This window comes from Streptomyces litchfieldiae (assembly GCF_031845365.1).
GTDB classification, from domain to species: Bacteria; Actinomycetota; Actinomycetes; order Streptomycetales; family Streptomycetaceae; genus Streptomyces; species Streptomyces litchfieldiae.
Genome location: NZ_JAVREL010000004.1, coordinates 272,472 through 284,875, shown reverse-complemented (window position 1 = coordinate 284,875; position 12,404 = coordinate 272,472). Strand labels below are relative to the sequence as shown.

Below are 12,404 nucleotides of genomic sequence, written 5' to 3'. Positions count from 1 at the left end.
CTTACAACGACGGCACTTCACAGCGACAGGGACAGCAGCGTCGGCGCGGCCTGGCGGTTCAGCGCCTCGGCCGCGCGGCGCAGCCGGTGCGCCTGGCCGACCGGGAGCGACAGCGCCAGGCAGCCGACGGACGCGCCGGCCGTCAGCGGGACCGCCGCGCACAGCGTGCCGACCGCGTACTCCTGGAGATCCAGCACCGGCATGGTGGGCGGCTGCCGGTCCAGCGCGCTGAGCAGCGCCCGCTGGTCGGTGATGGTGCGGGAGGTGAGCCGGGCGGCCTTGTGCCGGGAGAGGTGGTCCTGCCGCCCCTCGTGGTCGAGCTGGCTGAGCAGGCACTTGCCGATCGCGGTGGCATGCGCGGCGGAACGGAAGTCCACCCACTCGTTGACCTGCGGCGTCTGCGGGGTGTCGGAGGTGAGCGCCACCTCCAGCTCGCCGTCGGTGTACCGGGCCAGATAGACGGCGGCGCCCAGGGAATCGCGCAGCGCGTCGAGCGCCTGCTGGAGCTTCTCCTGCCGGATCGCGCGCCGGTCGCCGCCCGCGCCGAGCAGGATCAGCGTCTCGCCGGCCGCGTAGCCGCCGTCGGACAGCCGCCTGAGGTAGCCGTCGCGGCACAGCATCTTCAGCAGGGGCGGCAGCAGCACGGGCGGCAGGCCCGCGCGGCGCGCCAGCTCCTCCTCGGTCAGCCCGTCGGGATGGCCGGCGATCGCCTCCAGCAGCCGCAGGGCCTGGCGTGCGGACTGGAACGGGGCGGTCCGTCCGGACGTGGTCGCCACTTGGTCCTCCTCCTGCTCGCGTCCTCGCGGGAGCGGATGGTCATCAGCCTAGCGACGAACGGCCGTCCGGGCGTAGCGGTTGGTGTGAATCGACGCGGAACGCGCCGGGGCCGCGCGCCGGAAGCGGCGCGCGGCCCCGGCTGCCCCGGCGTCCCCGAAGAGGGGCACCGGCTCAGAGCACCGTGCTCAGGAACTCGCGGGTGCGATCGTGCTCGGGCTCGCTGAACATCTTGTCCGGCGTCCCGGATTCCACGATCTTTCCCTGGTCGAACATCAGCACGGCATCGGAGATGTCGCGCGCGAAGGACATCTCGTGGGTGACCACCAGCATGGTGATGTCCGTGGTGTGCGCGATGTCGCGCAGCACGTCCAGCACCCCGGCGACCAGCTCCGGGTCCAGCGCGGAGGTCACCTCGTCCAGCAGCAGCACCTGCGGGCGCATGGCCAACGCGCGGGCGATGGCGACCCGTTGCTGCTGGCCGCCGGAGAGCTGGCTGGGGTACTTGTCCAAGTGCTCGGACAGCCCCACGAGTTCGATCAGCTCCCGGGCCCGCTGCTCCGCCTCGTCCTTCGGCATCCCCAGCACGTGCACGGGCGCCTCGGTGACGTTGCGCAGCACCTTCATGTTGGGGAAGAGGTTGAACTGCTGGAAGACCATGCCGATCTTCTTGCGGACCTCGCGGACGTGCTTCTCGCCGGCCTTGACCAGCTTGCCGCCGCGCTCCTCGTGCGTGAGGTAGTCGCCGTCCACCTTGATGGTGCCCTCGTCGGGCCGCACCAGGGTCATCAGCAGCCGCAGGATCGTGGTCTTGCCCGATCCGGACGGGCCGATCAGGGTGACGTGCTTCCCCGTGGAGACGGAGAAGTCGAGCTGGTCCAGGACGGTCACGCCGCCGAAGCGCTTGGTGACCTTGTCGAAGCGGACCAGTTCCGAGCCGTTGGCCCGGGTCGCGGGGGTGTCTCTCGGGGTATCAGCTGGTGAGGGCAAGACGACGCTCCAGAAGGCGAATCAGCAGTGAGGCCGGGTAGGCGATGACGATGAAGGCGAGGCCGACGATCGTGTACGCCTCGGTGGTGAACGTCTCGTTGCTGAAGCCCTCGGCCTCTCCGAACATCTCCAGTGCCCCGATGATGGCGATCATCGGGGAGTCCTTCAGCATCGCGATGACGTAGTTCCCCAGGGCGGGGACCACCCGGCGGACGGCCTGCGGCAGGATCACCGCGGTCCAGGTCCGGGTGCGGGGCAGGCTCAGCGCGGTGGCCGCCTCCCACTGGCCGGCCGGCACGCCGCCGATTCCGGCCCGGTACACCTCGGCGGTGTACGTCGAGTAGTGCAGGCCGAGCCCGATGATGCCGGTCGTCAGCGACGACATCGACGGACCCCACTCGGGCACCACGTAGTAGAGGAAGAAGAGCTGCACCAGCAACGGGGTGTTGCGGATGAACTCGGTGATCGCGTTCACCGGCCAGCGGATCACCGCGTAGCGGGAGCGCTGCGCGATGGCCCAGACCAGGCCCAGGGTGAAGGCGATCAGGCTGCCGAGCGCCAGTGCCTGGAGGGTGACGACCACCCCGTCCCAGAAGCGCGGCATGAAGTCGTCGACGACGTTCCAGTCCCAGTTCACCGGGCCGCACCTCCCGCGGTCAGCGCCCCCGAGCCCTCACCGGCGCTCTCGCGCAGCGACAGCCGCGACCACAGCCCCTTGCGCGGCGGCGCCTGGCCGACGCCCGCCTTGGCGTGCCGTTCCAGCACGCGCATGCCGCGGGTGAGGATGAACGCGAAGACGAAGTACAGGACCAGCAGCAGCGTGTAGATCGGGGCGCTCTCGTTGCTGCCGATGCGGACGAGGTTGCCGGCGTAGGTCATGTCCGCGACGGTGATGGTGGACACCAGCGCGGTGCCCTTGAGCAGCTCGATCAGCAGGTTGTTGAACGGCGGCACCATCTCGGGCCACGCCTGTGGGATCTCGATCCGCCGCAGTCGCTGGAAGCGGGTGAAGCCCAGTGCGATCCCCGCCTCGCGCTGGGCGGGCGGCACCGCGGCCAGCGCGCCGCGCACGACCTCCGAACCATAGGCGCCATAGGTGAGGCCCAGCGCCAGCACACCCGCGTACATCGGCACGAACTGCCATTGCAGGATGAGCGGCACCGAGAACACCAGCCAGAACATCAGGACCAGCGACGACATGCCCCGGAAGAGCTCGAAGTAGACGCCCGAGAGAAAGCGGACGATCCACAGCCGCGAGGTGCGCAGCGTTCCGATGACGAACGCCACGACCACGCCGAGCAGCGCGCTGAACACGGTGACCTGAATGGTGATCCAGATGCCCGGCAGGAAGTAATTGCTGAACATTCCCTCGGTCATCATCAGCAAAGCTCCTCGGCCGTCAGGTCCGTCATCTCCGCTTCGGTGAAACCGAAGGGAGCGACGATGTCCAGGAGTTCCCCGCTGTCCTTGAGGCGGTGCAGTTCCTCGTTGAACGCGTCCCGCAGGTTCCGCTCCGTGAGCCGGAACGCGAAGCCGCCCGCGCCATAGGCCGGTTCGCCGTCCAGCATCGGCTGGAACGGCTCGGTGGCCTCGACGCGGCCGCTGCCCTCGACGGCGCCCTTGACCGTGACATTCGTCCCGGCGAACGCGTCCGCCCGGCCCTGTGCGACGGCTTCGAGGCCGGCCACCTGGTCGGGGAGGATCAGCAGGTTGTCGATGCCCGCGGCCTCGGCGTACTCGATCTCCGCGTACGCCTGGCCGGTGGCCAGCCGCAGGCCCTGCGCGGCCACGTCCTCGTAGTTCTGGATGTTGTTCGGGTTGCCCTTGGGCACGATGAACGCGTCCTGCATCAGGTAGTCGGGGTCGGCGAACAGCACCTGGGCGCACCGGGTGGGGTTGATGAACATTCCGGCGGACACCACGTCGAACTGCCGGGCCTTGAGCCCCGGAATCAGCGCGCTGAAATCGACCGGAACCGGAGTGACATCATCCACACCCAGCCGCTTGAAGATCACCTTGGCGATTTCGGGCGCCTCGCCCGTGGGCTCGCCGTCGTCGTTGATGAAGCCGAAGGGGGGCTCGTTCGCGATGCCGATCTTCACGCTGCCGCTGTCCCGCAGCCGCTCCAGCAGATCGCCGCCTTCCACCTTGCCCTCGGCCGCGACCCTGCTGCATCCGGCCGCGCCGAGCGCGCCAAGAGCCGCAGCCCCGGCCAGGAGCGACCGGCGGCTGATCCCTCCCGCTCTTCGTGTGTATGTCGAATTTTCTCTCTCTGGTGGAGCCATGGGCGCGCGGCTACCCAGACTCATCCGATGTATGCGGGTCCTTCACGGCATCCGCCGGCGGGCCGGCGCCACCTAACGCGAATCAGCCGCGTTGATGGAGCCGGTGCCGAGGATGTGCAATTGGACACGGTCGATGCCGGCGTCCTCCAGACAGCCGCGCAGCCGCAGCTCGTCGTGATCGCTCAGTGACGGATGGATGACCGCCGCGTACAGGCCGTCGTCCAGCGGCGTCAGCCCGGCCTGGAGCAGCGCCAGGGACGTGGCGTCCCGGCAGCGCTCCCACACCTGCTCGGCGGCCAGCGCGGCGCGGGTGGCGCCGATCCCGTTGCCGTCGACCGTGAACAGGAGCGAGGTCGCGGTCTCGTCGCCGCGCCGTGGCGGCTCCGTCTCGGTCAGCGCGGACAGCCCGGCGAACAGCCCGGCGCACAGCGCCGCGGCCACCACCAGTGCGCCGGCGCGCGCCGCCCGGCCGCCGCGCGGCCCGCCGCCCACCGCCGGCCGCGCCGGCAGGTCGGGCACGGCGGCCGAGGGGCCGCCCGGCGGGGCGGCGAGCGGCGCCAGCCGGCCGGCGAGCCGGCGGCGGCCGGCCGGGGTGACCGTGACGCGGGCGATGCGTTCCACCACCCAGGCCAGCCCGGACAGCGCCACGCCCGCGACCATCAGGACCGGGACGAAGACGAACGTGCGGCCCCGGTCGCGGTCCAGGTCCCGGGTCAGCCAGGCGAAACGCGGGCCGCCTGGCCCCGGGCGCTGGTCGCGCTCGGCCGCGCGAAGCTGCTCCAGGATCTCCTCCTGGCGCCGGTCGCCCTCGGCCAGGCGGCGCTCCAGCCGCCCGACGCGGTCCAGCACGGCCAGGCCGAGCAGCAGCACCTCGACGATCAGGAGCAGCACGCCGCTCATGATCGTCCGCTGCCACTGCCAGCGGTACAGGTAGATGACCAGATAGGCCGCGGCGCCCAGCGCGGCGGCGCCGCCGAAGAGGTACGCGGCCAGCCGTGCGGACCTCATGGCCGCACCTCCCCGGCCTCCGCGCGGACGGCGACCTCGCCGGTGGCGCCGTCGACCAGCAGCGGCGTGCCCGGCGGGAAACGGTCGCAGGCGTCCGCGGCGCCGGTCACCACCGCGAGCCGCGCCTCCCGGGCCAGCACGGCGAGATGGGACAGCGGGCTGCCGGTCTGGGCGACCAGCCCGGTCAGCGCGGGCAGCAGCGGGGCGAGCGCCGGGTCGAGATGGCGGACGACGAGCACGGCGTCGGCGGGCGGCTCCCCGGTGCCGTCCCAGGCGGTGCCGGACACCTGGCCGCCGGAGACGCCCTGCGCGGCGCCCGCCGCGTGGCCGCCCCGGGCGACGACCACGCCGCCCTCGGCCAGCCGGAACGCGTCCGGCAGCGGGGGCCCCTCGGCGGGCGGCCGCCGCCGCCCCAGGTCGGCCGGCAGCGGCCCGCCCTCCGCGACGGCGATCAGCTCCGGCCAGCGCAGCAGCGCCACCCGCTCCGGGCCGCCGCGCCGCGCGGCCACCTCGGCGACCAGTGCCACCTGGAACTCCTGCACCCAGCGCACCCGCAGCCGCAGCGCCTCGCGCGGGCCCAGCGCGCCGGGGCCCGCACCCGTGCCGGGTGCGGCGTCGGCCGGCAGCCGCCGGGGGCCGGTCAGGCTCGGCGGCACCAGTGCCAGCACCTCGGGCCGGGCGGCCACCACCTCGTCGTCGGTCAGCCCCTCGGCCCGGCCGTGGTGCAGCGCCGCCAGCGCGACCGCCGCGCCCGACCGGCTCTCCGGCGGCAACAGGGCGCCGGCCAGCGCCTCTTGGGCGTGCAACGCGACCAGCGTGGCGCGGCTCCAGCGCAGCGCGGCGACCAGCTCGGCCCCGGTCAGCCCGGCGGGCGGCGGCGCCTCGGTGAGCCGCCGGTCCACCTCGGCGGCCAGCGCGGTGGCGAGCCCGGGCAGGGCGACGCGCAGCCGGCCGACGCGCCAGGCCGCGGCCAGTTGACGCAGCGGCGGCACCGGGTTGAGCAGGGCGGCCACGCGGCGCCGGGGCGGCCCCGCGCCCAGCAGCGCCAGATCGGCGACGGCCCGCCCACCGACGGTGGTCACCACGGGCACGGCGCGCAGCGTCCGGCGGGACGCGGCGCCGCCCAGGTCGAGGGCGGTGGCCAGGCCGTGCGCCATGGGCACCACCCACAGGTCCTCCTCCAGCGGCCACAGCACCCCGGGCAGCGTCTCGGCCACCGGGCCGGGGCCGAGCAGCCGGGCGCCGCGCGGTGGGCGGGGCGCCATCGCGGTGATGGGCCGGGACTGGAACAGCCAGAGCCGGCCGGTGTGTTCGGCGAAGCCGAACTCGATGTCCTGCGGCGCGCCGAACACCCGCCGGGCCCGGCGCGCCAGCGCGGCCAGCCGGCGCAGCTCGGCCGGCGACAGCAACGGCGGCTCGGGGCCGGCGGGTATGCGGCCGTCGGGCCGGCCGTGCCGGGTGAGGCGCAGGTCCGTGCCCTGCCGGACGCCGCCGACGAGGCCGTCCGGCCCGCCGGGCACGGCGCTCAGCAGCATCCGGTCGGTGCGCCCGGCGACCGGGTCCGCGCCGAACAGCACGCCGCCCGCCCGGGAGTTGACCATGGGCTGGACCAGCACGGCCATCGACTCGTCGCCGGAGGCCCGCACGGTGTGCAGCGCCTCGGTGAACGCGGCCCAGCCGCGCACGTCGAGCACGGTGGTGAACCGGCCGGCCATGGAGGACTCCGCGGTGTCCTCGGCGGCCGAGGACGAGCGGACGGCCAGCGGCGTGGCGCCGTCGCCGCTCAACTCCCGCCAGGCGGCCCGCAGATCGCCGCCGGGCCGGCCGGAGCCCGGCGGCAGCACCACGAAGCCGGGCAGCACGGGCAGTCCGGCCGCGGCGGCCCGGGCGAGGGCGGCGGCCTTGCCGCCGGTCAGCTCCGCGCGCGCGGCGCGCGGGTCGTTCAGCGCGAGGGCGACGCCCGCGAATGTGCTGTGCGGACCGTCGTCGTTGACTTCGATGTCGGTGATGGTCATCGTCGCCTCCTGCGATACCGCGATCCCGCGGCCCTGGAGAAGGACGCCGGGAAACCGCGGGTACCTGACAGCAAAACGGGATGTGTCGCAAAATCCACCGGCGGGTTACGGCCAGGACCGGCCCGGCGGTTGCCGCCCGTCACCGGCCTTATGCATATGCATGTGACTGAACGCACACCGTCGTGCAACCAATCCGCTGTGTCGCGGGTCGTACTCGGTGGAGGGGAGCGAAGGGCCTGACGGGGGGTCAGGCCCTTCGGACTTCTCCGGCGCCGGTCGCCGCGGGGGCGGGCCCGTTCGGTGCTGTCGGTGGCCGGCGCTACCGTCGGGGCATGTCACAGAGCGCGGTGGTCGAGGGCGTCCTCGAACGCATCACCTACGCCAACGAGGAGAACGGCTACACCGTCGCCCGCGTGGACACCGGGCGCGGCGGCGGGGAGTTGCTGACGGTCGTCGGCGCGCTGCTCGGCGCGCAGGTGGGGGAGTCGCTGCGGATGACGGGCCGTTGGGGCTCGCACCCCAGCTACGGCCGCCAGTTCACCGTGGAGAACTACACCACCGTCCTGCCGGCCACCGTGCAGGGCATCCGCCGCTATCTGGGGTCAGGGCTGATCAAGGGCATCGGCCCGAAGACGGCCGAGCGCATCGTGGACCACTTCGGGACCGAGACGCTGGACGTCATCGAGGACGACCCGAAGAAGCTGATCGCCGTGCCCGGGCTCGGGCCCAAGCGGACGGCGCTGATCGCGGCGGCCTGGGAGGAGCAGAAGGCCATCAAGGAGGTCATGGTCTTCCTCCAGGGGGTGGAGGTGTCCACCTCCATCGCGGTCCGGATCTACAAGAAGTACGGCGACGCCTCGATCTCCGTCGTGAAGAACCAGCCCTACCGGCTGGCCGCCGACGTGTGGGGCATCGGGTTCCTGACGGCGGACCGGATCGCGCGCGCGGTCGGCATCCCGGAGGACAGCCCGGACCGGGTCAAGGCCGGGCTGCGGTACGCGCTGTCCCAGGCCACCGACCAGGGGCACTGCTATCTGCCCGAGGAGCGGCTGATCTCCGACGCGGTCAAGCTGCTCCAGGTGGACACCGGGCTGGTCATCGAGTGCCTGGGCGAGCTGGCCGAGGAGCCGGAGGGCGTGGTGCGCGAGCCGGTGCCCGACCCGGAGGGCGGACCGGAGAAGGTGACGGCGGTCTACCTGGTGCCGTTCCACCGGGCCGAGCTGTCGCTGACCGGGCAGGTGCGCCGGCTGCTGGGCAGCGCGGAGGACCGGCTGGCGGCGTTCACCGAGGTGGACTGGGACAAGGCGCTGACCTGGCTGGCCGGGCGGACCGGCGCGTCGCTCGCTCCGGAGCAGGAGGCGGCGGTCCGGCTGGCGCTGACGGAGAAGGTGGCGGTGCTGACCGGCGGGCCGGGCTGCGGGAAGTCGTTCACCGTGCGGTCGGTGGTGGAGCTGGCGCGGGCCAAGCGTGCCAAGGTGCTGCTGGCCGCGCCGACGGGCCGGGCGGCCAAGCGGCTGGCGGAGCTGACCGGGGCCGAGGCGTCCACCGTGCACCGCCTGCTGGAGCTCAAGCCGGGCGGGGACGCCGCCTATGACCGGGACCGGCCGCTGGACGCGGATCTGGTCGTGGTGGACGAGGCGTCGATGCTGGACCTCCTCCTGGCGAACAAGCTGGTCAAGGCCGTGCCGCCGGGGGCGCACCTGCTGCTGGTGGGGGACGTGGACCAGTTGCCGTCGGTGGGCGCGGGCGAGGTGCTGCGGGACCTGCTGGCCCCCGGCGGGCCGGTGCCCGCGGTGCGGCTGACCAAGATCTTCCGGCAGGCGCAGCAGTCGGGCGTGGTGACCAACGCGCACCGGATCAACGCGGGCACGCCGCCGCTCACCTCGGGTCTGTCGGACTTCTTCCTCTTCGTGGAGGACGACACGGAGGAGGCCGGAAAGCTCACGGTCGATGTCGCGGCCCGGCGTATTCCGGCCAAGTTCGGTCTCGATCCGCGCCGGGACATTCAGGTGCTCACTCCGATGCACCGCGGGCCGGCGGGCGCCGGCGTGCTGAACGGCCTGCTCCAGCAGGCCGTCACCCCGGCCAGGCCCGGGCTGCCGGAGAAGCGCTTCGGCGGTCGCGTTTTCCGTGTTGGCGACAAAGTCACTCAGATCCGTAACAATTATGAGAAGGGCGCCAATGGCGTCTTTAACGGAACGGTCGGCGTCGTTACCGGCCTGGACCTGGACGATCAGCGGCTGACCGTGCTGACCGACGAGGACGAGGAGGTTCCCTACGACTTCGCGGAGCTGGACGAGCTGGCCCACGCCTACGCCGTCACCATCCACCGCTCGCAGGGCAGCGAGTATCCCTGCGTGGTCGTTCCCGTGACGATGAGTGCCTGGATGATGCTCCAGCGCAACCTGTTGTACACGGCCGTGACACGTGCCAAGCGCCTTGTGGTGCTCGTCGGTTCGCGTCGCGCGCTGGGTCAGGCGGTCCGCAGCGCCTCGGCGGGCCGGCGGTGCACGGCGCTGGACGCCCGGCTGGCCGGGGCGATAGTTCCGTGATGTACGGAATTCGGCGGCACCGCGTGCCAGATTTTGGGTCAATAGTCGACCCCGAGTGCACATCTTGGCGCCGGATGGGGGACAGTGGAGGGAGTCAGGGCACCTCGAAGAAGAGGCACAACGTCGGTGAGGGATGACGTGAGCGAAAACCGCTACGGCGACAATGCAGACAATGCAGTAGTAGTGCGGTACGGCGACGAGGAGTACCGCTACGGGCTGGTGGAGAGCACGGTCGGCGACCGCGGCTTCGACATCGGCAAGCTGCGGGCCCAGACCGGTCTGGTGACCCTGGATTCCGGTTACGGCAACACCGCCGCGTGCAAATCGGCCATTACCTACCTCGACGGCGAGAAGGGCATCCTCCGCTACCGGGGTTACCCCATCGAACAGCTCGCGGAGCGCGGCACGTTCCTGGAGACGGCGTACCTGCTCATCAACGGTGAGCTGCCGACCGTGGACGAGCTCGCGGGCTTCCGCGACGAGATCACCCAGCACACGCTCCTGCACGAGGACGTCAAGCGCTTCTTCGACGGCTTCCCGACGGACGCCCATCCGATGGCGATGCTGACGTCGGTGGTCAGCGCGCTGTCGACGTTCTACCAGGACAGCCACAACCCGTTCGACGAGCGGCAGCGGCACATCTCCACGATCCGGCTGCTGGCCAAGCTCCCGACCATCGCGGCCTACGCCTACAAGAAGGCGATCGGCCACCCGATCGTCTATCCGCGCAACGACCTGGGCTACGTGGAGAACTTCCTGCGGATGACCTTCTCGGTCCCCGCCGCGGAGTACGACGTCGACCCGGTGGTCGCCGGCGCGCTGGACAAGCTGCTCATCCTGCACGCGGACCACGAGCAGAACTGTTCCGCGTCCACCGTGCGGATCGTCGGCTCCTCCCAGGCCAACCTCTTCGTCTCCATCTCGGCCGGTATCAACGCTCTGTGGGGGCCGCTGCACGGCGGCGCCAACGCGGCCGTGCTGGAGATGCTGGAGGGCATCCAGGCGTCGGGCGGCGACGTGGACGCCTTCATCCGCAAGGTGAAGAACAAGGAGCAGGGCGTCCGGCTCATGGGCTTCGGACACCGCGTCTACAAGAGCTTCGACCCCCGGGCGAAGATCATCAAGGCGGCGGCGCACGACGTCCTCTCCGCGCTGGGCAAGTCCGACGAGCTGCTGGACATCGCCCTGCGTCTGGAGGAACACGCCCTGAGCGACGACTACTTCGTCTCGCGCAACCTCTACCCGAACGTCGACTTCTACACCGGCCTGATCTACCGGGCCATGGGCTTCCCGACCAGCATGTTCACCGTGCTGTTCGCGCTCGGCCGGCTGCCCGGCTGGATCGCCCAGTGGCACGAGATGATCACCGACCCGAGCACGCGCATCGGCCGTCCGCGGCAGATCTACACCGGCGTGGTCGAGCGTGATTACCTGCCCGTGGAGCAGCGCTGAGAGTGTGACGCAGGTCACATCAAAGAGCGTGCAACTTTTGCCGGAGTCGCGGGTCTAACCGGTCGACGTTGGCGCGGATTCGGCTGGATCCACGCCGACGGCCGTCGGCCGGGGTCCCGTGGGGGGACGCTCTGGGCGGACGGCAGGAAGCGCCCCGCGCCGGGCCCTGTGGGGGGACCCGTCGCCGGGGCGCTTTTCCGCTGCCCGGACTTGCGGTCATTGCCCGGGCTTGCTGCCGTTGCTTGGTGTCCGGAACGCTCAGGCGCGGCCGATGAGTTCGTAGCCCGCCTCGTCCACCGCCGCGCGCACGGCGTCGTCGTCCGGCGGCGCCTCGGCGGTGACCGTGACCAGCCCGGTGCCGGCCGCGGCCGTCACCTCGGTCACCCCGGGCAGCGCGCCGATCTCGGCGCGGACCGCGCCCTCGCAGTGGCCGCAGGTCATCCCGGAGACCTTGTACGTGGTGGTGCTCATGGGGCATGCCTCGTTTCTGTGGTGCCGGTTGCTCTCTCCCGTCATCATACCCCTTGGGGGTATGGAGCCCGGTCTCTCGGGGGTCCGAAACGCAGGCCCTTAGGGGAGACCCGGTGCCTTCCCGGGAATGCTTCGGGCGGCCTTTCGGGTTGAGTCGTCAACGTGTCAGCTTTGACTTACAGGTTGGGTTGGGCACCGGGGAGACCCGCGGAGACGAATGGATACCGGCATGGACGGCGGACTGTGGATGTACGCCTTGCTCGCGCTGACCACCGCACCGCCCCTGGTCCCCAACGCGGCCCTGATCGCCTCCGCCGGGGCGCTCGCCGAGGCCGGTGAACTCAGCCTGGTGCTCGTCCTGTTGGTCGTCGCCGGCAGCGCCGTCGCGGGCGACGCGGCGGTCTACGGCATCGGCCGGCTGGCCGAGGGCCGGGCCACGCGCTGGCTGTCCCGCACCACCCGCCGCAAGGCCGCGCTGACCTGGACGGCGGACCGGATGCACGCGCACGGCCTGCCGTTCGTCATCGGGGTGCGGTTCATCCCCAGCGGCCGGCTCATCGGCGGACTCACCGCCGCCATCGCCCGCTACGGCGCCCGGCGTTACCTGCTGGGCGCGGGCATAGCCGAGGTGGTCTGGGCCTCCTACAGCGTCGGCCTCGGCTACTGGGGCGGCTCCGCGCTGGACAACACCTGGTCCTCGATATTCATTGGCTCCGGCGTCTCGCTGGTGGTCGCCGCCCTGGCGCAGGCGCTCAGCCGCCTCGGACGCCGCCCGTCGCCCGCCGTCGCGCTGCCGCCCGCCGGCCCCGAAAGACCCGCGGACGGCGAGACGGCGGCTTGACTGAACTCTCCGATGG

11 protein-coding genes are annotated in these 12,404 nt (G+C 71.9%); 3 read left to right on the top strand and 8 right to left on the bottom strand.

What is annotated here, in order from left to right:
• Window positions 1-17 precede the first annotated feature (17 nt).
• The 7 genes from RM590_RS10010 to RM590_RS09980 all read right to left on the bottom strand — a co-directional run bounded on the left by RM590_RS10010 (window position 18) and on the right by RM590_RS09980 (window position 7,072).
• Window positions 18-776, bottom strand: coding sequence for an IclR family transcriptional regulator (locus RM590_RS10010; RefSeq protein ID WP_311704079.1), 759 nt, complete (start codon window positions 774-776; stop codon window positions 18-20).
• 172 nt (window positions 777-948) lie between these two features.
• Complete coding sequence (ehuA, locus tag RM590_RS10005) at window positions 949-1,764, bottom strand: ectoine/hydroxyectoine ABC transporter ATP-binding protein EhuA (protein ID WP_311704078.1); 816 nt, start codon at window positions 1,762-1,764, stop codon at window positions 949-951.
• Complete coding sequence (gene ehuD, locus RM590_RS10000; RefSeq protein ID WP_311704077.1) at window positions 1,748-2,401, bottom strand: ectoine/hydroxyectoine ABC transporter permease subunit EhuD; 654 nt, start codon at window positions 2,399-2,401, stop codon at window positions 1,748-1,750. The genes ehuA and ehuD overlap by 17 nt, the downstream gene beginning before the upstream one ends.
• Window positions 2,398-3,144, bottom strand: a complete 747-nt coding sequence (ehuC, locus tag RM590_RS09995; protein ID WP_311704076.1) for an ectoine/hydroxyectoine ABC transporter permease subunit EhuC — start codon at window positions 3,142-3,144, stop codon at window positions 2,398-2,400. The genes ehuD and ehuC overlap by 4 nt, the downstream gene beginning before the upstream one ends.
• Window positions 3,144-4,049, bottom strand: a complete 906-nt coding sequence (gene ehuB, locus RM590_RS09990) for an ectoine/hydroxyectoine ABC transporter substrate-binding protein EhuB (protein WP_311704075.1) — start codon at window positions 4,047-4,049, stop codon at window positions 3,144-3,146. Before ehuB ends, ehuC begins: the two co-directional genes overlap by 1 nt.
• A gap of 72 nt (window positions 4,050-4,121) precedes the next feature.
• Window positions 4,122-5,057: a hypothetical protein gene (locus tag RM590_RS09985; RefSeq protein WP_311704074.1), complete on the bottom strand. Its 936-nt coding sequence runs from the start codon at window positions 5,055-5,057 to the stop codon at window positions 4,122-4,124.
• Window positions 5,054-7,072, bottom strand: a complete 2,019-nt coding sequence (locus RM590_RS09980) for a PEP/pyruvate-binding domain-containing protein (protein WP_311704073.1) — start codon at window positions 7,070-7,072, stop codon at window positions 5,054-5,056. The genes RM590_RS09985 and RM590_RS09980 overlap by 4 nt, the downstream gene beginning before the upstream one ends.
• Before the next feature lie 332 nt (window positions 7,073-7,404).
• On the opposite strand from RM590_RS09980, the gene recD2 reads away from it, so the two are divergent.
• Both recD2 and RM590_RS09970 read left to right on the top strand, forming a co-directional pair.
• Window positions 7,405-9,624, top strand: a complete 2,220-nt coding sequence (recD2, locus tag RM590_RS09975) for an SF1B family DNA helicase RecD2 (protein WP_311704072.1) — start codon at window positions 7,405-7,407, stop codon at window positions 9,622-9,624.
• 126 nt (window positions 9,625-9,750) lie between these two features.
• On the top strand, window positions 9,751-11,076 hold the full coding sequence (locus RM590_RS09970; RefSeq protein ID WP_394813837.1) for a citrate synthase: 1,326 nt from the start codon (window positions 9,751-9,753) through the stop codon (window positions 11,074-11,076).
• Between the two features lie 258 nt (window positions 11,077-11,334).
• Here RM590_RS09970 and RM590_RS09965 read toward each other — a convergent pair whose 3' ends face one another.
• Window positions 11,335-11,595, bottom strand: coding sequence for a heavy-metal-associated domain-containing protein (locus RM590_RS09965; protein ID WP_311704070.1), 261 nt, complete (start codon window positions 11,593-11,595; stop codon window positions 11,335-11,337).
• A gap of 181 nt (window positions 11,596-11,776) precedes the next feature.
• On the opposite strand from RM590_RS09965, the gene RM590_RS09960 reads away from it, so the two are divergent.
• Window positions 11,777-12,388 (top strand): DedA family protein, encoded by a 612-nt coding sequence (locus RM590_RS09960; RefSeq protein ID WP_311704069.1) that lies wholly within the window; start codon window positions 11,777-11,779, stop codon window positions 12,386-12,388.
• Window positions 12,389-12,404: the final 16 nt, after the last annotated feature.